At 52.8% G+C, this 24,793-nt stretch carries 18 protein-coding genes; 7 read left to right on the top strand and 11 right to left on the bottom strand.

The features are described from left to right. Window positions 1-72 precede the first annotated feature (72 nt). The 7 genes from ybeY to yajC form a co-directional block, all read right to left on the bottom strand. A complete protein-coding gene (gene ybeY, locus BM159_RS12260; protein WP_245763660.1) occupies window positions 73-1,152 on the bottom strand; it encodes an rRNA maturation RNase YbeY in 1,080 nt (359 codons plus the stop codon). 4 nt (window positions 1,153-1,156) lie between these two features. Then, window positions 1,157-2,101 (bottom strand): PhoH family protein, encoded by a 945-nt coding sequence (locus BM159_RS06035; protein WP_093913385.1) that lies wholly within the window; start codon window positions 2,099-2,101, stop codon window positions 1,157-1,159. A gap of 184 nt (window positions 2,102-2,285) precedes the next feature. Beyond that, window positions 2,286-2,855 carry a peptidylprolyl isomerase gene (locus BM159_RS06030; RefSeq protein WP_281243272.1) on the bottom strand — a complete coding sequence of 190 codons (570 nt, stop codon included), beginning with the start codon at window positions 2,853-2,855 and terminating at the stop codon, window positions 2,286-2,288. A gap of 306 nt (window positions 2,856-3,161) precedes the next feature. Continuing rightward, a complete protein-coding gene (gene secF, locus BM159_RS06025; protein WP_093913355.1) occupies window positions 3,162-4,046 on the bottom strand; it encodes a protein translocase subunit SecF in 885 nt (294 codons plus the stop codon). Further along, window positions 4,043-5,278: a protein translocase subunit SecD gene (gene secD / locus BM159_RS06020; protein WP_218149528.1), complete on the bottom strand. Its 1,236-nt coding sequence runs from the start codon at window positions 5,276-5,278 to the stop codon at window positions 4,043-4,045. Before secD ends, secF begins: the two co-directional genes overlap by 4 nt. 119 nt (window positions 5,279-5,397) lie before the next feature. Next, window positions 5,398-5,982, bottom strand: coding sequence for a 5-formyltetrahydrofolate cyclo-ligase (locus BM159_RS06015; RefSeq protein WP_093913354.1), 585 nt, complete (start codon window positions 5,980-5,982; stop codon window positions 5,398-5,400). After that, window positions 5,982-6,287: a preprotein translocase subunit YajC gene (yajC, locus tag BM159_RS06010; protein ID WP_245763658.1), complete on the bottom strand. Its 306-nt coding sequence runs from the start codon at window positions 6,285-6,287 to the stop codon at window positions 5,982-5,984. Before yajC ends, BM159_RS06015 begins: the two co-directional genes overlap by 1 nt. A 515-nt stretch (window positions 6,288-6,802) precedes the next feature. Here yajC and BM159_RS12215 point away from each other — a divergent pair. The 6 genes from BM159_RS12215 to carB all read left to right on the top strand — a co-directional run bounded on the left by BM159_RS12215 (window position 6,803) and on the right by carB (window position 16,694). Next, complete coding sequence (locus BM159_RS12215) at window positions 6,803-8,452, top strand: ammonium transporter (RefSeq protein WP_425443219.1); 1,650 nt, start codon at window positions 6,803-6,805, stop codon at window positions 8,450-8,452. Window positions 8,453-8,636: 184 nt separating this feature from the next. Next, window positions 8,637-10,046 carry an amidophosphoribosyltransferase gene (purF, locus tag BM159_RS06000; protein WP_093913383.1) on the top strand — a complete coding sequence of 470 codons (1,410 nt, stop codon included), beginning with the start codon at window positions 8,637-8,639 and terminating at the stop codon, window positions 10,044-10,046. Between the two features lie 90 nt (window positions 10,047-10,136). Continuing rightward, window positions 10,137-11,651 (top strand): sensor histidine kinase, encoded by a 1,515-nt coding sequence (locus BM159_RS05995; RefSeq protein WP_093913351.1) that lies wholly within the window; start codon window positions 10,137-10,139, stop codon window positions 11,649-11,651. Between the two features lie 16 nt (window positions 11,652-11,667). Continuing rightward, on the top strand, window positions 11,668-12,279 hold the full coding sequence (locus BM159_RS05990; protein WP_093913350.1) for an ANTAR domain-containing response regulator: 612 nt from the start codon (window positions 11,668-11,670) through the stop codon (window positions 12,277-12,279). Between the two features lie 139 nt (window positions 12,280-12,418). Next, a complete protein-coding gene (gene carA, locus BM159_RS05985; RefSeq protein WP_093913349.1) occupies window positions 12,419-13,519 on the top strand; it encodes a glutamine-hydrolyzing carbamoyl-phosphate synthase small subunit in 1,101 nt (366 codons plus the stop codon). After that, on the top strand, window positions 13,512-16,694 hold the full coding sequence (gene carB, locus BM159_RS05980; protein ID WP_093913348.1) for a carbamoyl-phosphate synthase large subunit: 3,183 nt from the start codon (window positions 13,512-13,514) through the stop codon (window positions 16,692-16,694). Before carA ends, carB begins: the two co-directional genes overlap by 8 nt. A gap of 175 nt (window positions 16,695-16,869) precedes the next feature. Here carB and BM159_RS05975 read toward each other — a convergent pair whose 3' ends face one another. From BM159_RS05975 to BM159_RS05965, 3 genes are all read right to left on the bottom strand, one after another. Then, complete coding sequence (locus BM159_RS05975; protein ID WP_093913347.1) at window positions 16,870-18,957, bottom strand: glutamine synthetase III family protein; 2,088 nt, start codon at window positions 18,955-18,957, stop codon at window positions 16,870-16,872. 15 nt (window positions 18,958-18,972) lie between these two features. Beyond that, entirely contained in the window at window positions 18,973-20,796 is a 1,824-nt protein-coding gene (gene glmS / locus BM159_RS05970) for a glutamine--fructose-6-phosphate transaminase (isomerizing) (RefSeq protein ID WP_093913346.1), read from the bottom strand. 141 nt (window positions 20,797-20,937) lie between these two features. Then, window positions 20,938-22,134: an LL-diaminopimelate aminotransferase gene (locus tag BM159_RS05965; RefSeq protein ID WP_093913345.1), complete on the bottom strand. Its 1,197-nt coding sequence runs from the start codon at window positions 22,132-22,134 to the stop codon at window positions 20,938-20,940. Window positions 22,135-22,662: 528 nt separating this feature from the next. Between BM159_RS05965 and BM159_RS05960 the strand changes: the two genes are divergently transcribed. Continuing rightward, complete coding sequence (locus BM159_RS05960) at window positions 22,663-23,061, top strand: hypothetical protein (protein WP_093913344.1); 399 nt, start codon at window positions 22,663-22,665, stop codon at window positions 23,059-23,061. A gap of 346 nt (window positions 23,062-23,407) precedes the next feature. On the opposite strand, the gene meaB is transcribed toward BM159_RS05960, so the two are convergent. Continuing rightward, window positions 23,408-24,610 carry a methylmalonyl Co-A mutase-associated GTPase MeaB gene (meaB, locus tag BM159_RS05955; RefSeq protein ID WP_245763657.1) on the bottom strand — a complete coding sequence of 401 codons (1,203 nt, stop codon included), beginning with the start codon at window positions 24,608-24,610 and terminating at the stop codon, window positions 23,408-23,410. Between the last annotated feature and the right edge of the window lie 183 nt (window positions 24,611-24,793).

Here is a 24,793-nt window from a genome sequence, read left to right as displayed (position 1 = left end):
TGCAAAGATAAATCTGCATACATTTTTTTCACAGTTAAATGTATCAACGGGTTTCCTCAAATACAAAAACAATCATGCAAAATCCGCAGCTTTAAAACTGAACGGCAACAGTTCTTCCAAACTTACCGTCTTCATATCACCGCGCACATTTGCCATTACAATCACCGGAATCTCAAATTCCGCCATTACCTGCCGGCAGGCTCCGCAAGGCGAAGTTACATCTTCCGTATCAGCCGCTACCAGCAGCATGGTGATTTCCCCGGGACGGACACCGGCCGCTGCTGCGTTAAACATGGCCACCCGCTCCGCACATACCGTCAGGCCAAACGAAGAATTCTCCACATTGCATCCGGTAAAAATATCTCCGGACTTAGTCAATACTGCAGCTCCTACTTTAAACTTTGAGAAAGGAACGTAGGCGTTTTCCCGGGTCTTCAGGGCTTTCTTAAATAATTTTTTAATGGTTTTGTCCGTCGCTTTAATGTCTTTACGGCCCATCAGTTTTTCCCCTTCCTTAGCGTTATTATCACTTTTCTTCCTGTTCTTTACCGGTTTTATTTTTTTAGCAGAAGTAACTTTATGTTTTCCGCTTTTCGCAGTTTTTTCTGTTTTCTTTTCCGGTTCCGCATCCACGACAGCCAGCGCAAAATGATCCGGATCGTCCTTCTCTTCACTCCTGTCCAAATCAGCCTGACTGAGATGAATCATCTGCAATGCTTTTTCTTCCTCTTCCCTCATTACCGCTTTGTCGTCTTTATTCATATGATCGTATCCGAGAAGATGCAGCAGGCTGTGTACTCCCAGATACACCAGTTCACGGTTGAATCCGTGCCCGTACTCCCTGCCCTGCCGCACAGCGGTTTCCGCAGAGATGATGATATCTCCCAGCAGATGTGTTTCCGGCCCGCCGATTTCCTGCGGTTCTTCTGCTTCGTCCAGTGCAAAAGAAAGGACATCCGTAGGCCGGTCGATACCCCGGTAATCTTTATTCAAAACATGGATTACTTCATCATTAACCAAAGACACGCTGACTTCGGTTTTTGCAGACAGCTTATGCAGTTTTGCCACCGCCTGCAGCCCCTGTTTCAGCAAAGCAACGGCTTCCTTCGGGACCTTTACCTCGTCCTGGTCGTCGCTGAAAATAATCTTCATACCGTCACTCCGTTTCTCCGGTTTTCTTTTCTTCCGGCTTCTGTTCGAACTGTTCGTAGGCTTTGATAATGGCGCCGACAATTTCATGGCGGACCACATCTTTCTCATCAAAATAATTTATGCTGATACCGGGAACATCCCTTAATACTTTGGCAGCATGGATCAGCCCGCTTTTCCTGCCGGCAGGAAGATCGATCTGGGTAACATCCCCGGTAACCACCATATGGGAACCGAATCCGAAACGGGTCAGGATCATTTTCATCTGCTCGGGAGTTGTATTCTGCGCTTCATCGAGAATAATAAACGAACCGTTCAGCGTACGGCCACGCATGTATGCCAAAGGCGCTACTTCAATCGTGCCACGCTCCAGGTACTTCTGTGCCGTATCGCTGCCCAGCATATCAAACAGCGCGTCATACAATGGACGCAGGTACGGATCCACCTTCTCCTGCATATCCCCCGGCAAAAAACCCAGCTTTTCCCCGGCTTCCACTGCAGGACGGGTCAGGATGATCCGTTCCACTTCCCGTTTTTTCAGCGCGGTAACCGCCATGGCTACGGCAAGATAGGTCTTGCCCGTACCGGCCGGACCGATACCGAAAGTTATGAAATTGTTTTTGATAGCCCGTACATAATTCCACTGGCCCAGCGTTTTCGCCTTGATTTGGTGCCCCCGCCAGGTAACAATCAGCGTTTCCGCGTACATGTTATGCAGTTTGGCCACCGCGCCGCCCTGCACCATGTAAATACTGTAACGCACGTCATGGCTGGTAACCGGCAGCCCCTGCCGGTACAGGAACAGCAGTTCCTTAAAAAGCTGCTCCAGTTTCTGGTTTTCTTCTTCGTTGCCGCTGAAAATGATTTTGTTGCCTCTGGCCATGACCGTAGCGTCAAAGCTGGCATCGATCAGACGCAGGAACTCATCGTTCCTTCCCAGGATACCGATCATCTCCTGCTGGTCATTGATTTCAATTACATGTTCGTCTGATAAAAAAGACAATATTACTTAACCCCTTTCACTGCTTTGCTTTCCGTATTCTTTTCCTTATCCTTAATTTACGACTTCGGAAACACTGTATCATTCATCTGCATGCTTGCCGCCATTTTGGGCAATTTGCTGCGTCAATTTTATCTCACTTCGCCGCTTCGCCTTCAATGATGGTCACTTTGCGGATCACAACCGGTACGACAGGCCTGTCACCTGCATCCGTTTTGGTATGTCCTATCTTCTGCACAACATCCATGCCCTCGCTGACACGCCCAAAAACAGCATGGTGATTATCCAGCCAGGGCGTAGCTTTCAGCGTAATAAAAAACTGGCTGCCGCCGGTATTGGGCCCCGCATTGGCCATGGACAGGATGCCCGGTCCGCTGTGGCGCAGTTCCGAACTGAACTCATCTCTAATTGTATAGCCAGGCCCGCCGGTTCCGGTTCCATCGGGACAACCGCCCTGAATCATAAAACCGTCTATCACACGGTGGAAAATCAGGTTATTATAAAAGCCTTTGTTGGCCAGTTTAATGAAATTCTCTGTGGTCACCGGCGCCAGCTTTGTTTCCAGCCGGCAGGTAAACGTTCCCATGCTGGTTTCAAATACAGCCTTCGCAGGTTTGGGCAGCGGTTTCTTTTCCGTTTCTTTCCCGCAGGCGCTGAAAGAAAAACAAACCACCAGACACAGGCATAAAAGCAAAATCTTGCGCAAAACAAACCCTCCTTATTTTCAACAACTTGCTGACTTCTTCCGGAATCATCATGTTATCGGCAATTTCCATATTCTCCGTCGCAAGCAGCTGCAACAAACTTACTTATGATAAACTTATGACATTTCACACTTCTACATTATATATTATAAACAAAAAAGGCAGGCGTGAAAAGTGCCTGCCTGAATTATTCCATAATAGGAAATCCATAAAGAAAAAGGGATGCCTTCATCCCTTTTTCCAAAATAATATCAAACACACAACCGCTAAGAAAATTCTAATAAATGAGTTTTCCTGAATATACTATTTTATTCCCCTGCTTTTTTATGCTGCAGGAACAGCCAGATGGTGCCCGCCAGCAGAATGGAAGTGTAGGCGCCGCTGCAACAGCCCACCAGCATGGCAAAGGAGAAATTATGGATCGTCTCGCCGCCGAACAGGAAGATCGCCACGATGGCAAACAAGGTAGTGATCGTCGTGTAAATGGTACGGGTCAGCGTAGACTTGATACTGTTGTCGATCATATCCGTTACCGTTTCGGTGCGGCGATGCACCTTCAGGTTTTCACGGATGCGGTCAAAAATTACGATGGTGCCGTTGACCGAATACCCGACTACCGTCAGCAGCGCGGCTACGAAGGTGGAATCAATTTCCAGCTGCAGCAGGGAGAACCAGCTCAGCGTAACCGACACGTCGATGATCAAAGCAATGATGGCCGCCAACGCAAAATTCAGCTGGAACCGGATGGTAATATACAACACCATCAGCACCCAGGACAGGAAGATGGCGATGGCCGCCTGCTGGATCAGTTCACCGCCGATGGTCGCGCCGACGTTTTCCACACGGCGGATATCAAACTTGCCCAGTGATTTTTCCATGTCCTGCATAACTTTTGTACGATCGTTATCCGCAATGACCGGGGTACGGATCAGAACGCCCTGAGACTCCGTCGCTGCGGAATCGCTGCTTTCCAGCTGGATGATCGCGCTGCCCAGATTATGCTGGCTCAGCACTTCGCGAACCTGTGCAACCTGTACGGCTTTTTCAAACTTCAGGTCCATAATGCTGCCGCCGGTAAAATCAATACCAAGATTGAACCCCCGGAAGATCATGGAGCCGTACCCGATCATCAGACCGATAATCGTAATCGCAAAGAAAATTTTCCAGTTCCTGACAATAGAGAAGTTTTTCATTTTGCCACCTCCTCTGCTTTCGGAGCGGAGATGCCAAAGGCCGTGGGGCTCTTGGTGAAGTTGGCGTCAATAAGGAACTTCAGCAAAAATTTGGTAACCGTAACCGCCGAGAACATACTTAAAATAACGCCGATGGACAGCGTGACCGCAAACCCTTTGATGGGGCCGGTGCCTAAATAGAACAGCACCGCGCAGGCCATCAGGGTCGTAATGTTAGAGTCAAGAATTGTCACCAGTGCGCGGCCAAACCCGTTGTCCATCGCCTTGCGCAGGGTTTTCCCAGTGCGTATTTCTTCCTTGAACCGTTCGAAAATCAGCACGTTGGCGTCAACCGCCATACCGATGGACAGGATGATGCCCGCCATGCCCGGCAGGGTCAGGGTTGCATTCAGGTAACGCATCACCAGCAACAGCAGCATGGTATACAGCAGCAGCGCAATGTCCGCCACGACACCGCTGAGGCGGTAGAACAGAATCATAAATACAAATACGCCGGCCACACCGATCAGGAACGCCTTCTGACTGGCTTCCTTGGAGTCCTGCCCCAGGGTCGGGCCAACAGTCCGGTTCTCAATGATTTCCAATTTAACCGGCAGCGAACCGCTGCGCAGTAAAATGGCCAGATGCTGTGCTTCTTCCATGGAACGGTTGCCGGTAATCTGGGCGCGGCCTCCGGTAATAGCTTCCTGCACCACCGGAGCGGTCAGCACTTCGCCGTCCAGGGTAATGGCAATACGCTTGCCTACATTACGGGCCGTTACATCTGCAAACTTCTGGCCGCCTTCATCGGAAAACTCCATGGATACCAGCGGCTGGTTGCCATTGCCTACGACTGCTTTTGCGTCTTTCAGATCCGTACCGGTGAGCACCGTTTTGTTATTGGGATCCTTGAACTCCAGCATAGCGGTCTTGCCCAGCATGTTGATGGCCTTTTCCGGATCCTTTACGCCCGGCAGCTCTACAATGATGCGGTCGCGGCCCTGACGCTGTACCACCGGTTCCGTCAGACCCAGCGCATTCACACGGCGTTCAATAATATGGGTCGCGCGGTCCAGCGCGTCGTCATTCACTTTTAACTGCGGCGTATCCACGGCCTGTAACACGACATGGGTACCGCCCTGCAGATCCAGGCCCTGCTTGACCGAACTGGCCAGCGGCCGGATGTACATACAGAAACCACCGACAATTGCCAGCGCAACAATCAGGAATTTCCCTAATTCATTCCATCTCAAAATACTTTACCCCTTTCATCTGTTACCGTCGTAACAGTTTATCTCAACTGCATATCGCATATGTAAACGTTAAGGAAAAACGGTTCACACCAGTGATTGAACCGGGTTCCGATCCCAAATTACACGCCTTTGCAGTAAATGAACTTAGTTTCCGTGACCAGAGCTTCCACCGGCTGGTCATACTCATCCACGGGAATCTCTTCCCTCAAAAATCTGTCGCAGCTAATACCCAACCTGAAACCCCCGGCATGCGCAAGAAACCGGTCATAAAATCCGGCGCCCCGCCCCATGCGGTGACCCCTGGCAGAAAACCCTGCTCCGGGTACCAGAATCAGATCAATCGTTTCCGGTTTAACGAGCGCAACCGGTTCCGGCGTTGTCCGGATGCCATAACGGTCTGTCGGCAAATTCTCCAGTGTTTCCAGTCTGGCCGCCTTCATCTCTGTCCGGGATACGATCCACGGAACTGCAACAATCTTCCCCAAACGCAATGCTTCTTCAAGCACCGCATCAACAGAAATCTCATTGCGAAACGAAAGGTACCCAAAAATAACAGAAGCCTCCCGGAATTCGCCGCTCTGCAACACCTTTTCACAAACCGCGCTGCTGGCTTCAGAAACATAGCTTCCCGAAAACACAGCCGCTGTTTCTTTTAACTCACACCGTATCCGGTGCTTTTCTTCCGTAAGCGAACGCGTTTCCATCAGGCTTCCAGATTTTCGGGCTGGATATCCGCGCCGGCATCCTGTAAACAGCTGACCGCTGTTCTGGCAAAATCAATCTCTATGCCTTCCGCAAGACGGACCTTTACTTTTGTCGGCCCAACCTTGGTCAGCGTGCCGTACATCCCGCCGATAGTAATAATCTTGTCACCACGTTTCAGCGAGTCCAGCATCTCCTTACGTTTCTTTTGTTCCTGTTTCTGGGGACGCCATAACATAAAATAGAAGATGGCCGCCATCAGTATAAAAGGCAGTATAGCATTGGCCATCACCATCATATCGGTCATCATACACCTCCGGGCTTTCATCAATATAGGTTGTGTTTTCAACTTTAGAGCCACACAAAATTACATAATATTTTACCACATGCAACAGTTAGTTTCAACCTTAATTCACAAAGAATGCCCCGTATGCGCCCATCCCAGATCTTTCTTTGCGATCAAGGCAGAGAATTATTGATACAGTTTTTAAAAATTCCTTGACGAAATTCATGTAAAGTGTTACTATGCAACTGTAAATTGCAAAAGGAAACAGCACGCAAACCTTTTGTATATTTATAAATCAACACGTACGAGACATCGGCGTCTGATTGTGAACTGCTCACAATCAGGCGCCTTTTTTCGTACCGGGAAAGGGCTTGATCCGTATGAAAAAACTCTGTAAAAAAACAGCGGCAACGTTTTTTGCCGCCACATGGCTTTCCACAGTACCGGTCTCCGCTTTTGCAGCGGATTCATTACCCCAGCGTTATTCTTCCGCGGACACCGTCTGGGTGCTGCTGGGAGCCGCGCTGGTCTTTTTTATGCAGCCTGGCTTTGCCATGTGCGAGACAGGCCTGACCCGGGCTAAAAACGCCGGTAATATCGTCATGAAGAATGTCATGGATTTTGCATTGGGTACGCCGGCTTTCTGGATCGTCGGCTTCGGACTCATGTTCGGCACTGACATCGGCGGCTTCATCGGAACGCCGGACTTTTTCGTGACGAAATTCACGGTGGGGAAAGACGCGGGGTATCCGGTCATGGCTTTCCTCATTTTCCAGACTGTTTTTTGCGCCACCGCAGCTACCATAGTCTCGGGTTCTATGGCTGAACGGACCAAGTTCTCTTCATACTGCATTTACAGCATTCTGATCAGTTTATTCATCTACCCTGTTTCCGGACACTGGATCTGGGGCGGCGGTTGGTTGGTCCAGATGGGGTTCCACGATTTTGCCGGTTCTACCGCCGTACACATGGTGGGAGGCGTATGCGCCTGCATCGGTGCATACCTTCTGGGTCCCCGCATCGGCAAATATAACGCGGACGGTTCCGTCAACGCCATTCCCGGACACAGCCTGCCTCTGGCCACCCTGGGTGTATTTATCCTATGGTTTGCCTGGTTCGGCTTCAACGGTTGCTCCACTGTCAGCCTGACCGGGGACGAGGCGATCCTGTCCGCTGCCCATATTTTTATGACCACCAACATGGCCGCTGCCATTGCGACCTGTACCGTGATGTTTTTTACCTGGTTCCGTTACGGCAAACCGGATGTATCCATGACCCTGAACGGCGCGTTGGCCGGTCTGGTCGCCATCACCGCCGGCTGTGACCTCGTGACCGTACCCGGCGCCTTTCTGATCGGAATCGTTGCCGGAATCACCGTTGTCTGCTCCATTGAATTCATCGACCAGAAACTGAAGATCGACGACCCCGTAGGCGCCATTTCCGTGCATGGTGTCTGCGGCGCCCTGGGAACCGTCCTGACCGGATTACTGGCGGAAAAAGAAGGCTGGCTCTACTGCGGCGACCCGCACTTCTTCATGACACAGGTGACTGGCGTAGCCTCCGTTATTCTGTACGTAGCAATTGCAGCTTTCATCGTATTTAAAACAATCAAGTCTACGGTAGGCCTCCGGGTCACAGCCAAAGAAGAAATTGCCGGGCTGGACTTTGAAGAACACGGCCTTCCCTCTGCCTATGCGGATTTCATGCCGGCGCCGGAACATATCTTTGATACATCGGCCCTACCCGCAAAACCGGATCCGGTTCTGAACCCGCAGCGGGAAACCGCACCGTCCGTTCCCGGGCTGCATCCCGTCACGCCCGACGGGCATGCCTATTCGTTGGTTACCATCATCACTTCCAAAGAACGGTTCCTGCCTCTGAAAAATGCGCTGGAGAAAATCGGAATCACCGGCATGACGGTAACGGAAGTACACGGCTACGGCCTGCAGAAAGGTCATGCGGAAATGTACCGCGGCGCCTCGGTTGTTTCCCGCCTGCTTCCCAAAATCCGGCTGGACATCGTGGTCTCTGCCATCTCACCCCGTATTATCATCGAAGTTGCCAAACAGGTCCTCTACACCGGTAAATACGGGGATGGGAAGATTTTTGTTTCCACGATTGACAACGTGATCAAGATCCGCACCGGGGAAGAGGGCTTCGATGCGTTGCAGGATTACCCGCTGTAAAAGAGAGTTTGACTTTTCGCATGCCCCGTGGTAAAGTAACGTTGTAGATGTCAAAGCAGACAGAGACCTCGCGTCTTTGCCTGCTTTTTTATTTTTGCGGACAGCCGCGTTTGCAGGCAGCAGAAATCACAAGGCGGATAGCCTGTCAGTCTGCGGACGGTTCGGACAGAAAGAAGCGTGCAACATGGATAAAGCGAAAGAAGAATGCGGCGTTTTCGGTATTTTGGATCCGGAGGGCGGCAGTGTAGCCCATTCCATCTATTACGGGCTCACGGCGCTGCAGCACCGGGGACAGGAAGCCTGCGGCATCGTAACCTCCGATACGAGCGGGCCGGTGGGTAATTATCACTGTCGCAAGAACGCCGGGCTGGTCAGTGAAGTCTTCCATGAAAACAGTCTGGAAAGCCTGCCGGGTAATCTGGGCATCGGGCATGTGCGTTACTCCACCACCGGCGGTTCCCGTCCGGAGAACGCCCAGCCGCTGGCCATTTCCTATATAAAAGGGACGCTGGCGTTAGCCCACAACGGGAACCTGGTAAACACGGCCGACCTGAAATGGGAGCTGGTCCGGAACGGCGCCGTGTTCCACACCACCACCGATTCGGAAGTCATCGCCTTTTACCTTGCCAGAGAACGTGTCCATACCCAAACGATACAGGAAGCGGTGCTGGCTACCGCCCGGAAATTATCCGGGTCTTATGCGCTGGTCATCATGAGCCCCCAGAAACTGATTGGACTGCGGGATCCCTACGGCTTAAAGCCTCTTTGCCTGGGGAAACGGGGCCAGGCATACATACTGGCTTCGGAAAGCTGCGCCCTGTCCGCCGTGGATGCGGAATTCATCCGCGATGTGGAACCGGGGGAAATGGTAATCCTGTCGGAAAAAGGCATAGAATCGAATCGTTCCCTGCAAACGGGAAGATGCGCCCACTGCATCTTTGAATATATCTATTTTGCCCGGCTGGACAGCAGGCTGGACGGCATCAACGTATATGACGCCCGTATCGCCGCCGGAAGAGCTCTGGCCCGGTCCCACCCCATAGCAGCCGACCTGGTGACCGGCGTGCCGGAATCCGGTCTGCCTGCCGCCAAAGGCTTTGCCTTAGAGTCAGGCATTCCTTTTGGCTTCGCATTTTATAAGAACTCATACATCGGCAGAACCTTCATCAAACCCTCTCAGGCAGAACGGGAAAGCGGCGTACATCTGAAGCTCAGCGTACTGGCCGCAACGGTAAAGGGAAAACGCATCGTACTGGTGGATGACTCCATCGTCCGGGGCACCACCATGAAAAACCTGGTACAGATGCTGAAAGATGCCGGAGCCTCAGAAGTGCACGTCCGCATCAGTTCTCCGCCCTTCCGCCACCCCTGCTATTTCGGCACGGACGTCCCATCCGAAGAGGAACTGATCGCCAACCGCCTTTCCATGGACGGAATCTGCCGGATGCTGGGAGCGGATTCCCTGGGCTATCTGGACCTGAAAGCCCTGCCGGAAATGGTAAAGGGCCTTCCCATCTGCAGCGGCTGCTTTGACAATAACTATCCGATGGAGATACCGGAACCAAAACCGTTTCCATTCTGGTGCGGGGAATGAAACCCGTCAGCGCTCCCTGTCATCAACATTTATGTTATAATATAAACAGTAAACCTTACAAAAATCTTAAAATGGAACGGAATTAAAAGTATGACTTCATTACTTACACAGGAACAATGGGATATCCTGGACGGCATGCGCAGCAACCTGGGACTGGCCGCCGACCTGGCCCAGGCTAAGATTTCGCTGATTCTGCCCCTGAACCGCAGCCGGCAGCTTTGCTCTGCCGCCACTACTCCACCGGGAAAAAACAAAGCAAAACCGTCAGAAGATATCTGCTTTTTAAGCGTCTTCGATCAGGCGGAACCCCTTACCCGCTCGGAAAACACGGAACCGGAAGAGATGACCCGCGCTGCGGATGAACCGTTGATGACCCAGGCGCTGACAGAAAACACCGTCACCGAAGGATTCCGGGAAGTTGCGCCGGGCCAGTTCGCCCGGCTGAAGGTCTATCCCATCTGCGACGGGCACAACCGCTGCTTTGCCACCGCCGCCTTTGAAGACCGGGAAGCCGACGTAGTATTCTGGGACGCCACCATGGACTTCCTGCACGGCAGTAAAACAGACTATGCCTCTAACAGCTGCTACCGTCGCCTGTCCAGTATCGACGGACTTGTGCTGGTGAACGCCCGGGACGGACTGATCCTTGCAGCCAACAATGCGGCCCGGCATATTTACCGTGTACTGGGCGTCGGACACCTGGTGGGCCGGCGAACCAGCAGTGAAGAAATTAACTGGAACGGCATTGACAACGTTTTGTACACAGGCACGGCCGAAGAACAGGAACTGCAGAAGAAAGGTCTGTTCCTGGATTTCCGTTTTATTCCGCTGTACGCGGCGGGAAGTATAGAGCGCATCATTGTAGTTATCGAAGATGTCACCCAGCTGAAGCTGAAAGATGAAGAACTGCGGGTAAAAGCAGCGGTAATCCGGGAGATTCATCACCGGGTAAAGAACAACCTGCAGACCATCGCCAGCTTGCTGAGATTGGAACAGCGCAGGGCGGCTTCGGAAGAAACTAAAAACGTGCTTCGGGACTCTATCAACCGGATCAGCAGCATCGCGCTGGTACATGAGTACCTTTCCGGGCAGGGCACGGAACTGGTGGACATCAACGAACTGGGCAACGGTGTTTTCCGAACGGTTATGAGCAGTATGAAAACGCCGGACCTGGAACTGGAAATGAAGTTCTCCGCAGACAACCTGCGGCTTCCTTCCCAGCAGGCGGCCAGCCTGGCCCTCGTGCTGAACGAACTGTTACAGAACGCGCTGGAGCACGGGTTTGAAAACCGGAAAAAGGGAACACTGACAGCTGCCATCTGCCGGCTGGACGAAAGCGCCGAAGAGCCGGACAAACTTCCCGGCAGGGCAACAGATGCAGCGCAATACAGCGGCAACGCCAAAAAGGAAACCACAGACCGCTTACTGTTACTGGTGAAAGATGACGGCGTAGGCCTGCCTGCCGGTTTTGACCTGCAGAAGACCAAGAGTCTTGGCCTGAAGATCGTTCAGACAGTCGTGCAGTCCGATTTAAAGGGAACTTTCAACCTGGAGCCGCGTACCGACGGAAACGGCACCGTGGCCAGGGTAGTCATTCATATGTAATGGAGGGGAAGTTGAAGTGAAACCGTTAAAGATACTGATTGCAGACGATGAAGCCTTATTACGCCTGGATCTGCGGGAAATGCTGGAAGAAGCCGGACACACCGTTATCAGCGAAGCGGAGAACGGAAAAATAGCGGTTAGCCTTGCGGAGAAATACCGGCCGGATCTGGTCATCATGGATGTGAAAATGCCGGAGATGGACGGACTGGAAGCCGCCAAGCTCATCGGGGAGGCAAAACTGGCCCCGGTTCTTCTGCTCACAGCCTACAGCCAGCAGGAAATCGTACAGGAAGCAACCAACTCCGGCGTGTTTGCCTATCTGGTAAAACCGGTCCGGGAAGAGGAACTGTTTCCCGCCATTGAGATCGCCATAAGCCGGTTTGCTGCGTTCCAGCGGTTAAACGCTGCGCTGGACAAGGCAAAGGACGATCTGGAAACCCGGAAGCTGCTGGACCGGGCCAAGGGCATTCTGATGGATCAGTATAAATTTACAGAAAAAGATGCATTCCAGGCCATGCAAAAGCTCAGCATGGATCGGCGACTTTCCCTGAAGGCAGTGGCCAAAGCCGTGATTGCCAGTGCAGAGATACACGAAAAAGAAACGGGGAAAAAGAAAAGCAGAAAATGAATTTTTATTCATGATTTATTTGACAAAGCCCCGGTAACAATGTTACAATTTTATAGATAACAAAGGCGTTCCTTGCCGTGCAATTTGCGTACGGCAAGGAGCGCCTTTATTTTTTTGAAATGAAAACGAGGCGGCTATTATGGCAATCAACTTCAACCGAAAGATCCTTCTGGAAGACGGGCAGGAGTACTACGGCTACGGCTTCGGCGCATCCGGGGACAAGGTGCTGGAAATCGTCTTCAATACTTCTATGGTTGGCTATCAGGAAATCCTTTCAGATCCCTCTTACACGGATCAGGCCGTGGTGATGACCTATCCGCTGATTGGCAACTACGGCATGGCGGAAGAGGATTACGAGTCTGCGCACCCCAGTATCGGGGCGCTGATCGTACGGGAGTACAATGACGAGCCTTCCAACTTCCGCAGCGCGGCGACCCTGGGGGAGGTTATGAAGAAATACGGTATTGTCGGCGTCTGTGGCGTGGACACCCGTAAACTGAACCGGAGCATCCGGGACTTCGGCAGCCGCAGGGCGCTGGTCACCGATGCCGCCACCCCGCGGGAAAAAGGACTGCAACTATTGAAGGAAAGCAGCCTCCCCACCGATGCCGTTTCCCGGGTAAGCCGGAAAACCCCGGAGGAATTCCCGGCAGAGCAGGCATGTTTCCATGTAACCGCCATCGATTGCGGCATGAAACAGAACATCGTCCGGTCCCTGAATAAGCGGGGCTGCAGCGTGACGGTCGTCCCCTGGGATACCACTTCAGAAACGATCCGGTCACTGCAACCGGACGGAGTCTTCATTTCCAACGGACCCGGGGACCCTACCGACGTGCCCCAGACCATCGAAACGATCCGGCAGCTGCTGGGAACCGTTCCCATCTTCGGTATCTGCCTGGGCCACCAGATCATCTCCCTGGCCTACGGCGCCAGAACCTACAAGCTGAAGTTCGGGCACCGGGGCGGCAACCATCCGGTGAAAAATCTGGATACCGGCAAAATCGAAATCACCTCCCAGAACCATTCCTACGCGGTGGACACGGACAGTATGCGCCATACGCCCCTGCAGGTAACCCACGTAAACCTGCTGGACCAGACGATAGAAGGTGTGAAATGTGAAAAAGACCATGTGTTCAGCGTCCAGTACCATCCGGAAAGCGCCCCCGGCCCCCAGGACAGCGCCTACCTCTTCGACCGCTTTATCCACATGATGGAGGAAGGGGGTACGCACCATGCCTAAAAGAACAGACATTAAAAAAGTACTCGTCATCGGCTCCGGCCCCATCGTCATCGGTCAGGCCGCCGAGTTTGACTATGCTGGCACCCAGGCCTGCCTAGCCCTGAAAGAAGAAGGCTATCAGGTCATCCTTTGCAACTCCAACCCGGCCACCATCATGACCGATACCAGCATGGCCGATAAAGTGTACATGGAACCCCTGACCTTGGAATACATTGCCAAGATCATCCGCTTTGAGCGGCCCGACGCCATCCTGCCAGGCATCGGCGGCCAGACTGGCCTGAACCTGGCCATGCAGCTGGAAAAGAAAGGCATCCTGGCAGAGTGCCGGGTAGAACTGCTGGGAACGGACAGCCATTCCATCGAACAGGCGGAAGACCGGGAACTGTTCAAGGAACTCTGTGAGTCCTTAGGAGAACCGGTGCTGCCTTCCGATATCGCAGGTACCGTGGAAGACGGCCTGAACGTGGCGGAAAAGATTGGTTACCCGGTCATCCTGCGCCCTGCCTTTACCCTGGGAGGCACCGGCGGCGGTTTTGCAGACAACGAAACGGAGTTCGTGCCCCTGATGAAACACGCCCTGGAGCTCTCTCCCGTCCGGGAAGTGCTGATTGAAAAAAGCATCAAGGGCTTCAAGGAAATCGAATACGAAGTGATGCGGGATAAGAATGATACCGCCATCACCATCTGCAACATGGAGAACCTGGACCCGGTGGGCATCCACACCGGCGATTCTATCGTGGTCTGCCCGTCCCAGACTCTGACCAACAGGGAATACCACATGCTTCGGGACAGCGCCCTGAAAATCATCCGGGCATTAAAAATCGAAGGCGGGTGCAACGTCCAGTTCGCTCTGGACCCCGGCTCCTTCCAGTATTATTTAATCGAAGTCAACCCCCGGGTCTCCCGTTCCTCCGCTCTGGCATCCAAAGCCAGCGGCTACCCCATCGCCCGGGTCTCCGCCAAGATTGGCATCGGCATGACCCTGGACGAGATCCGGATTGCCAACACCCCTGCCTCCTTTGAACCCGCGCTGGATTACGTGGTGACCAAGCTGCCCCGCTTCCCCTTCGACAAATTTGCCGACGCCAACAACGCCCTGTCCACCCAGATGAAAGCCACCGGGGAAGTGATGAGCATCGGCCGGACGTTTGAGGAAAGCCTGCTGAAAGGCATCCGCTCCCTGGAAATCGGCGCCTTTCATATTCATCTGCGCAAGTTCGACAGCATGAGCCGGGAAGAACTCCTTGCGTACATCCGCATCGGCACGGACGACCGGATCTACGCTATTGCCCAACTGTTCCGCCTGGGCTGCGACGTGGACAGCATTGCCGGACAGACAGCCATCGACTGGTTCTTCCTCCGCAAAATCCGGAATATCGTGGCAATGGAAAACGAAATCTGTAACCACCCGGATGATATCCCCACACTGCTGTACGCCAAGAAACACGGCTTCTCCGATAAAGAAATCGGCCTGCTGTGGAACAAAACGGAAATTGAAATCTATAATCTGAGGCAGCAAAACGGTATCAAGCCTGTGTATAAAATGATTGATACCTGCGCCTCCGAATTCGAAAGCTATATCCCCTACTTCTATTCTACCTACGAAGAAGAAAACGAGTCCCGTGTTTCGGACAAAAAGAAAATCGTAGTGCTGGGTTCTGGGCCTATCCGTATCGGCCAGGGCGTAGAGTTCGACTACTCCACCGTCCATGCGGTGCAAACCATCCAGAAAGCAGGCTATGAAGCCATCATCATCAACAACAACCCGGAAACGGTCTCCACCGACTACACATGTTCCGACAAACTGTACTTCGAGCCACTTTGTCCGGAAGACGTGATGAACATCATCGAACTGGAACATCCGGAGGGTGTCATTGCCACCTTAGGCGGACAGACCGCCATCAACCTGGCCGACCCGCTGAAGGAACGGGGCGTGAAGATTATCGGCACAGACTGCGATGCTATCGACCGGGCGGAAAACCGGGATCTGTTCGAAAAGCTGCTGCTGTCCCTGCACATCCCCCAGCCCCAGGGCGAAGCCGTCACCAGTATCGAGGCCGGCATGGAGGCGGCCCGCCGCATCGGGTACCCCGTGCTGGTGCGTCCCAGCTTTGTGCTGGGCGGCCGGGCCATGCAGATTGTGGGCAAGGAAAAGGATATGCGCGACTATCTGAAAACCGCGGTGGAGGTGGACGAAGACAAACCCGTGCTGGTAGATAAATACATCCGTGGCAAAGAAGTGGAAGTGGATGCGGTCTGCGACGGGGAGCACGTGTTTGTGCCCGGCATCATGGAACTAGTAGAACGGACCGGCGTCCATTCCGGCGATTCCATCAGCGTATATCCTTCCTACAGCCTGTCCGAAAAGGTAAAGGAAACCATACTGGATTATACGGAGAAGTTAGGTCTGGGCATCGGCATCAAAGGGCTGTTCAACATCCAGTTCATCGTGGACGCCAGTGAACAGGTTTACATTATTGAAGTAAACCCACGTTCCTCCCGGACCGTCCCCTTCTTATCCAAAGCCACCGGTTACAGCCTGGCGGACATCGGCACCCTGGCCATTTTGGGCGTGTCTCTGCGGAAACAGGGCATCACAGAACGGTATCCGAAAGAGAAGACCCGGTACTACGTAAAGTGTCCTGCCTTCTCTTTCTCCAAACTCCGCGGCATGGACGCCTACCTTTCGCCGGAAATGAAGTCCACCGGGGAAGCCATCGGCTACGACGATAAGCTGCACCGGGCCGCTTTCAAAGCTCTGGTTGCCTCCGGCCTGACCCTTAAAAATTACGGTACCATCGTTGTCAGCGTGGCAGACGAAGACAAGGACGAAACCATTCCGCTGATCCGGCGCTTTTACAACATGGGATTTAACGTCGAAGCCAGCACCCTAACCGGGGAAGTGCTGCGGGAGCACGGCATCCGCACCCGGATCCGTCACAAACCCAGCGAGGGCAGCGAAGAGATACTGGATTCCATCCGTGCGGGTTACGTGAGCTACGTCATCAACACCCGAGCTATCCTTTCCGGCGTCCATTACGGGGACGGTGTGGCGATACGCCGGGTGGCCGCCCAAAACAATGTGGTAATGCTGACATCCCTGGACACCGTCCGTATGCTTCTGGACGTGCTGGAGGAAGTGACCATGGGGATTTCGACGATTGATGCGAAATAAAAAATCAATTAAAAAACGCCTTTGCTCTGTATTTCAAGAGCAAGGGCTTTACTTTTTGTTAGTCTGGGAAAGCAAAAAAAGCGACAACACTGCCGGGTTGCGTCTTCCCGGCAGCATTGTCCAGACAAAGGAAAAAAATAGAATGTAAGAGAGAGTCTTTATTGTGATGCTATGTTCAGCTGTTAATGCCGAATAGCAAGTCACCGTAGGTCGGATAGGGCAGGTACTCCTTGCCCAGCAGCACTTCCACCCCGTCGCCGCTCCTGCGCAGCGCTTCCATGGCAGCCAACACTTTGTTGTGGTACACGGCGCTGGCTTTTTTCTGGTCTTCGATGGCTTCCGCTTTGACCAGTTCTTTCGCCAGGGTTTCGCCATCTTTATACATAGCCGCCGTGGCTTCCTGCAACTTTTTCAAAAATGCCACGTCCGGTTTCAGCCCCAGCGCTTTCTCGCTCAGGGCGGTTTCGGACAAATCTTTCAGATATTTTTTGGCAGCCGGCAGCAGGTCTTTATGCAGCATATCCAGCATGGTCAGAGCCTCAATGTTCAGAGTCTTGTTGTACAGCTCATACTGGATTTCGCAGCGCGACAGCACTTCCGTTTTGGTAAAGATACCGTGCTTCACCACCAGGTCCACGTTCTTCTTGCTGGTCATACAGGCCAGGGCTTCCGGCGTGGATTTGTTGTTATACAGCCCGCGTTTCGCTGCTTCTTCCACCCAGGCGTCAGTGTAGCCGTTGCCGTTGAACACGATGCGTTTGTGTGCCAAGTAGATTTCTTTTACCAGTTTTTTCACAGCGGCGTCCAGTTCTTCCGGCGCGGTGCCTTCCAATTTATCCGCAACCCACTCCAGTTCTTCTGCCACAATGGTGTTCAGGTAGGCATTGGGGCAGGCAAGACTGGCCTGGGAACCTGCCATGCGGAATTCAAACTTGTTGCCGGTAAAGGCAAAGGGAGAAGTCCGGTTGCGGTCCGTGTTATCTTTGCTCACCGCGGCCAAGGTATTGCCGCTGAGTTTCATCTGAATATGACCGTTGGTTTTATACTCCTGCCCGGAAGCAATGGCTTCCAGCACCCCGGTGAGTTCTGTGCCCAGGAAGATGCTGACGATGGCCGGCGGCGCTTCGTTGGCACCCAGACGGTGATCGTTGCCTGCGCTGGCCACGGTGCCACGCAGCACGTCCTGATATTCATCGATGCCTTTGATGATGGCCGCCAGGAACAGCAGGAACTGGTTGTTGTGATACGCGTCGCTGCCGGGATCCAACAGGTTTTTCCCTTCCAGGGTGGAGAGGGACCAGTTGTTGTGCTTGCCGCTGCCGTTCACGCCGTCAAAAGGCTTTTCGTGAAGCAGGCAGACCATGCCGTGCTTTAAGGCGATGCGTTTCATGAATTCCATGGTCAGTTGGTTGTAGTCGCATGCCAGGTTCACGGACGTGTATACGGGCGCCAGTTCATGCTGGGCGGGAGCGACTTCGTTGTGTTCTGTTTTAGCCGGAATGCCCAGTTTCCACAGTTCTTCGTCCAGTTCTGCCATGAAGGCCTTCACCCTGGGTTTGATGGCGCCGAAATAATGGTCTTCCATCTCCTGTCCTTTGGGCGGCTTGGCCCCGAACAGGGTGCGGCCCGCAAAGACCAGGTCCTTCCGTTTTTCCCACATGGCCTTGTCTACCAGGAAATACTCCTGTTCCGGGCCCACGTTGGTGATGACTTTTTCTGTATGTATGCCGAGAATCGCCAGCAGCCGTCTGGCCGCTTCGCTTAATACGGCGATTGAGCGCAGCAGAGGCGTCTTCTTGTCCAGTACGTCCCCGGTATAAGAGCAGAACGCAGTGGGAATATACAGACAGTCGTCTTTGATAAAAGCGTAGCTGGTGGGATCCCAGGCGGTGTAACCGCGGGCTTCAAAGGTGGCGCGCAGGCCGCCGGAGGGAAAACTGGAAGCGTCCGGTTCGCTCTGGATCAGATCCTTGCCGGAGAAGTCCATAATGACCCGGCCGTCCGCCGCCGGGGCGATAAAGCTGTCGTGCTTTTCCGCCGTAATCCCCGTCATGGGCTGGAACCAGTGGGTGAAATGGGTGCAGCCGTTTTCCAGCGCCCAGTCTTTCATGGCGTACGCCATCATATCGGCCAGTTCCCTTGTCAGGGGCAGGCCCTCCTCCACCATCTTGCGGAACGTACGGAAGGTCTTGGCCGGAAGCCGGTCCTTCATCACCCGTTCATTAAACGTCAGACTGCCAAATAATTTCGGGACATTAACCATGTTCTTCTCTCCTTTCTATTCTACCGTGACAGACTTGGCCAGGTTCTTTGGCTTATCAATGTCGCAGCCGTTTTCCTTTGCAACGTAATAGGCCAGCAGCTGCAACGGTACAATTTCCACCACTGCGGAAAACAGAGCGTCAATCTTCGGGATAAACAGCAGGTCATCGGCAACGGAAACGATTTTCTGATTGTTCCGGAAGGTCAGTGCCAGCACTTCCGCGCCCCGGGATTTCACTTCCACGATGTTGCTCAGGGTCTTTTCCATGATGGCGGGATTGCCGCACAGGGCGATGACAGGCTGATGCTCTTCGATCAGGGCGATGGTCCCGTGCTTTAACTCCCCAGCCGCATATGCCTCCGCATGGAGATAGGAAATCTCCTTCATTTTCAGGGCGCCCTCCAAAGCGATGGCGTAATCCGTATTCCTTCCGATAAAGAACAGGGATTTGCTGGCGTGATATTTCTTCGCCAGCACTGGAATGGACGAGTTCAGGTCAAACGCCTGCTGAATCTGCCGTGGCAGCGCCTGCAGGGCAATCAGCAGTTTCCTCTCTTCGCCTTCCATACGCCCCAGCTGTCCCGCAAAATAGACGGCCAGCAAATACAGCACGGTCACCTGAGTGGTATAGCCTTTCGTAGTGGCCACGGCAATTTCCGGGCCGGCCCAGGTGTATACGGTATAATCCGCCAGCTTGGCTACCGTGCTGCCAACCACGTTGACGACCGCCAGGGTCCGGGCTCCTTTGGCTTTGCATTCCTTCAGGGCCGCAATGGTGTCTGCCGTTTCCCCGGACTGGGATATCACAATGACCAGCGTTTGCTTATCAATAAGCGGATCACTGTAACGCAGTTCGCTGGCCAGCACCACTTCCACCGGAATGCGGCACAACTTTTCGATAGCATATTTCCCGGCGCAGCCCGCATAATAGGCCGAGCCGCATGCAGTAATGATGATCTTGCGGATCTCCCCGATTTCAGAAGCGGTTAAGCCCAGTTCTTCAAATACGACCCTTCCCTCTTTGATCCGGGGCGCGATGGTCGCCTTCACCGCACCGGGCTGTTCCATGATTTCCTTCAGCATGAAATGCTCATAGCCGCCCTTTTCCGCTGCCTGCACATCCCACAGGATACGGGTAACCTTCTTTCTGATTTCCTGACCGGTACAGTCAAAAATCCTGATGCTTTCGCAGGAGAGCTCCGCAAACTCACCGTCTTCCAGATAGATTACGTTGCGGGTGTGGTTCACCAGTGCCGTCACGTCAGAGGCAAAATAGTTTTCCCCGATGCCGACCCCCAGGATCAGCGGGCTGGCTTCCCGCACCGCGTAAATCTTGCCCGGTTCTTCCGAACAGATGACACCCAGCGCGTAGGAACCCTGCAGGCGGTTCGTCGTCTTCAGCAGGGCCTTCCGCATATTGCCCCGGTAGTACATTTCAATCAGATGGACGATGACTTCCGTGTCGGTTTCGCTTTCAAAATGATAGCCGTCACGGATCAGTTCGTCCCGTAACTGCATATAGTTTTCGATGATGCCGTTGTGCACCACCGCAAAGCGTCCGTCATTGCTCAGATGGGGGTGGGCGTTTTCTTCCGTAGGCGCCCCGTGGGTAGCCCAGCGGGTGTGACCGATCCCAGTCGACCCGGGCACACCTGCCCCATCCCGGGTTTTCTCGCACAAATTCACAATGCGCCCCGTCACCTTGCTCACTGTAATCTTCTGTCCGTCCATGACGGCAATGCCTGCCGAATCATAGCCCCGGTATTCCAGCTTTTTCAAACCGTCCAGCAGGAGCGGCGCGGCGCTTTGCGTACCGGTAAATCCAACAATTCCACACATAAAGACTGCCTCCCTGAATTGGTTTTTCTTTTTCTCTCTTTTTTATAAAACAAAAAAGCAACAAAGACCGGCAGGTATAAACACCTGCCCACAACGTCTTTGTTGCTTGAATCCAACAACGTTTCTTTTCAGAAATTCTACTCAAAGAAGCTTGCGGAACCGTTCCACAGCTTCTTCCGTTGCTTTCCGGCCGGCAAAAGCCGTGAGGCGGAACCACCCTTCGCCGCTGCTTCCGAAACCGGAACCGGGCGTACCTACGATGTTCAACTCCTCTAACAGGAAATCGAAAAATTCCCAGGATTTCATCTGCCGGGGGCACTGCATCCAGATGTACGGTGAATTCGTTCCCCCGTAATACGTGATGCCTTTTTCCTGCAGCGCAGCCCCGATCAGCCTGGCATTTTCTTTATAATACGCCAGGTTTTCCCGGCACTGCCTCTGCCCTTCCGGCGTAAACACCGCTTCCGCGGCCCGTTGCACAATATAGGGAACCCCGTTGAACTTGGTGGTCTGCCGCCGCAGCCACATCTTATTCAACGACATTTCTTTACCGTTTTTCGTTTTGCGCATTAACCTCAGGGGCACCACCGTATACCCGCAGCGGGTACCGGTAAAACCTGCCGTTTTGGAAAGGGAGCACAATTCGATGGCGCATTCCTTCGCCCCTTCAATCTGGAAAATGCTGCGGGGCAGTGTTTCGTCTTCGATAAACGCTTCGTAAGCCGCGTCGTACAGAATCACCGCACCGTTTTGGCAGGCGTAAGTCACCCACTCTTTCAACTGGGCTTTGGAATAAGCCGCCCCGGTAGGATTGTTGGGAGAACAAAGGTAGATGATGTCCGCTTTTACTGTCGGGTCCGGCATGGGCAGGAACCCATTTTCCGGGCTTCCCTCCATAAACACGATCTTTCTTCCCCGCATGATGTTGGTATCCAGGTACACCGGGTACACTGGGTCCGGAACGAGAATCACATTGGCGTCGTCAAAAATATCGGTAATATTGCCGCAATCGCTTTTCGCACCGTCGCTGATAAAAATTTCTGAAGATTCCAGCGTCACGCCGAAGCCTGCGTAATACTTCACCAGCGCTTCATGCAGAAAATCATAACCCTGCTCCGGGCCGTAACCGCGGAAGGTTTCCTTCACGCCCATCTCCGCCGCCGCTTTTTGCATCGCGGTTACCACCACTGGCGCCAGAGGAAGGGTCACATCACCGATTCCCAGCCGGATGATCTTCTTCTCCGGATGCGCGGCAGAAAAGTCCGCAACCTTATGCGCCACCTGTGAAAACAGGTAACTGTCTTCCAGCACAGCGAAATTCTCATTGACCCTTGCCATAATGAAGAAACTCCCTTACTGTTATCTGTCTGTTTACGGGATTTGCAAATCCCTGTCTGTCATTATTGCAAATCTACTGTTTTTCATTGGAAAACTGATTCCTCCACAGCCCATTGACAGCCGCATTCGCCCCTCTGTCTCGCATTTCCCCCTGCGGCTGCCTGGCTGCGTTTTCGAAAAAATCGAAAAACAAAAAAGCAACAAAGACGCACGGATACATTATCCGCAACACCTTTGTTGCTTATAGAGTTATTTTAATACGGTTTGAGAATTTTGTAAAGAGGATATTTCAAAAAAACCGGTCTTACTGACGCAGAAAGGAGCTCAATCATTTGGATAATTTTTATTATTAGCTTTAATATTCTTATTGATAATAAATCTCGCAAATGATAAAATAAGGTAACGAATCAGAATGAAGCTTTCGTTTTGATTATCGGGTCTTAAGGGAACACCGACTGAATCCGTACAACATTTTCGTTTCATATTTCGTGGTGTTATTCATCACGAAGCAACAGAGGGAGGTTAATTATGGCAGAACGCAGGATTACATACGACAATGAACTGGAAATCATGATTGAAGAGTATCTGGCGAACCCGCTGGAAGCAGAGCTGGAACGCGTGATTGAAGGGCTGGAGGAAGAAGAACTGGCAGAGCGCCGTGCCAAAGTGCAGTCCGTGCTGGAAGGCCGGGAAAAATTCGAAATCCCCAGTGCCCAGGTACTGCATAATATTATGGAAGTATGGCGGGCATTCCGTCCTTCCGTGTACAAAAAACTGAAACGCATGGAAATCATGCCTCTGGAAGCGGAACGTCTGCTGCAGGAACAGGGACGCATCAAATCCAAGCTGCCCTATAACCGCGAGACGACGGACATGTTCACCCTGATTGGCAAAGACCAGGATCCGCTGAACGAGTATCCGGAATAACATAATTATTGAAAACATAAGCGTGCAAGGTTTCGCAATACTGTGCGTGTTTGCTATTCCATGGATTTATGCGCCTGCGGCTTCGAAACTCGGGGCTTCGCCCCTCAGACAGTCTCGCCGCTGCGGCGCATTTCATCTCATGGAATGACACAAACGCGCACAATGTCTTGCTCAATCCTTGCACGCTTTTTGTTTTCAACAACTTGTTTTCATCACAAAAACCCCGGCTTCCTTACGGAGACCGGGGTTTCGGACTTCCCGAGGCGGCGGGAAGTCCGCTATCACACAGCAGCTAAGGCGGTAACCGCTGTGAATAAGCCTTTGTGTAAGATAACGCTGACGACCTTTACATCTTGCCGCTCTGCATATGCTTTATGGCCGCCCGGTCCATATCGAAGCAGCGGATCAGCTCGGTAACCGCCTGGCTGGGGGAAATCAGCCCGTTTACTACGGAATGTTCAACCAGCGGGATACGGCCCTTGATCATCGGATCGTTAAAGAACAGGTTATGGAGATGCTCGTCAATCATGCCGCGTACCCAGGAAAGAAGCTGTGCTTTACGGCGTTTCTGGAACACTCCGGATTCTTTCGTTTCTTTTTCAAACTTCCGCATTACGGCCCACAGTTCGGGTAATCCGTCATGGGTCAGCGCGGAACATTTATAAGCATGGGTCTTCCACCCTTCCGTGGCCGGACGGATGAATTCCACCATACGTTCATATTCACCCTGGGTCACGGTAGCCCGCGCCAGGTTTTCGCCGTCCGCTTTATTAACTACAATGGCGTCGGCCAGTTCCATGATACCTTTTTTAATACCCTGCAGATCGTCGCCTGCGCCGGTAAGAACAACCAGCATAAAGAAGTCTACCATATTACGTACGGTCGTCTCCGACTGGCCTACGCCTACGGTTTCTACCAGAATTACGTCATACCCTGCCGCTTCGCAGAGCATCATGGTCTCGCGGCTCTTACGGGCCACGCCGCCTAACGTTCCGCCGGAAGGTGTAGGACGGATAAAGCAGTTCGGTTCCCGGGACAGGTTCTGCATACGGGTCTTATCGCCCAGAATGGAACCGCCGGTCAGAGGACTGGTGGGGTCAACGGCCAAAACGGCCACTTTGTAGCCCATGCTGCACAGCAGCTGGCCAAAGGCCTCAATAAACGTACTCTTGCCTGCGCCGGGAACACCGGTGATACCGATGCGCAGCGCCTTGCCCGTTTTTGGCAGCAGACCCTGCAATACACGCTGGGCCTTATCAAAATCTTTAGGAGCATTACTTTCAATCAGAGTAATCGCTTTGGATAACATCACGCGATTGCCTTCGCCTACACCCTTTACAATCTCGTCAAGAGTGGGTTTCCTGCGCAACGGAACCCTGCGGACTGCATTGGGATCGTAGACTTTTTCTTCTGAGTTGGCGTTAACTTTCGTGTCGATGCCACCCATTACGGAACAGGCAAAGTTTTCATTTGCATCCTCAGGCACCCAGCTGGGATGTAAATCAGATTTTGGAATTTCAGGCATGATTATCATCTCAACTTTCTTCATATATGGTGGTCCGGCAGGCGTCACGCGATACTGACCGAATGCATTCTGCTTCCCGTTCCCCATACATGAAATAAATGGGCTGTCTGCCCCCGTTACCACAACAGGGGCAGGCACGCACCATAATTTTTCTTACACTTGGGAACTGTCCGTCAACAGCCGCTCAGGCTGCTTTCCTTACCGTTC

This window comes from Succiniclasticum ruminis DSM 9236 (assembly GCF_900112895.1).
Taxonomy (GTDB): Bacteria; Bacillota; Negativicutes; order Acidaminococcales; family Acidaminococcaceae; genus Succiniclasticum; species Succiniclasticum ruminis.
This window is presented reverse-complemented; position numbering and strand designations above follow the sequence as displayed.

Excerpts from the sequence above, each read along its gene's own strand:
- BM159_RS06015 (WP_093913354.1), bottom strand. The coding sequence starts at position 5,982 with ATGGAAACGCGTTCGCTTACGGAAGAAAAGCACCGGATACGGTGTGAG.
- secF (WP_093913355.1), bottom strand. The coding sequence starts at position 4,046 with ATGAAAAACTTCTCTATTGTCAGGAACTGGAAAATTTTCTTTGCGATT.
- meaB (WP_245763657.1), bottom strand. The coding sequence starts at position 24,610 with ATGAAGAAAGTTGAGATGATAATCATGCCTGAAATTCCAAAATCTGAT.
- BM159_RS05960 (WP_093913344.1), top strand. The coding sequence starts at position 22,663 with ATGGCAGAACGCAGGATTACATACGACAATGAACTGGAAATCATGATT.
- BM159_RS06035 (WP_093913385.1), bottom strand. The coding sequence starts at position 2,101 with ATGATCGGTATCCTGGGAAGGAACGATGAGTTCCTGCGTCTGATCGAT.
- ybeY (WP_245763660.1), bottom strand. The coding sequence starts at position 1,152 with ATGAAGATTATTTTCAGCGACGACCAGGACGAGGTAAAGGTCCCGAAG.
- carA (WP_093913349.1), top strand. The coding sequence starts at position 12,419 with ATGGCAATCAACTTCAACCGAAAGATCCTTCTGGAAGACGGGCAGGAG.
- glmS (WP_093913346.1), bottom strand. The coding sequence starts at position 20,796 with ATGTGTGGAATTGTTGGATTTACCGGTACGCAAAGCGCCGCGCCGCTC.
- BM159_RS05975 (WP_093913347.1), bottom strand. The coding sequence starts at position 18,957 with ATGGTTAATGTCCCGAAATTATTTGGCAGTCTGACGTTTAATGAACGG.
- purF (WP_093913383.1), top strand. The coding sequence starts at position 8,637 with ATGGATAAAGCGAAAGAAGAATGCGGCGTTTTCGGTATTTTGGATCCG.
- carB (WP_093913348.1), top strand. The coding sequence starts at position 13,512 with ATGCCTAAAAGAACAGACATTAAAAAAGTACTCGTCATCGGCTCCGGC.
- BM159_RS05995 (WP_093913351.1), top strand. The coding sequence starts at position 10,137 with ATGACTTCATTACTTACACAGGAACAATGGGATATCCTGGACGGCATG.
- yajC (WP_245763658.1), bottom strand. The coding sequence starts at position 6,287 with ATGACCGATATGATGGTGATGGCCAATGCTATACTGCCTTTTATACTG.
- BM159_RS05965 (WP_093913345.1), bottom strand. The coding sequence starts at position 22,134 with ATGGCAAGGGTCAATGAGAATTTCGCTGTGCTGGAAGACAGTTACCTG.
- BM159_RS12215 (WP_425443219.1), top strand. The coding sequence starts at position 6,803 with ATGCAGCCTGGCTTTGCCATGTGCGAGACAGGCCTGACCCGGGCTAAA.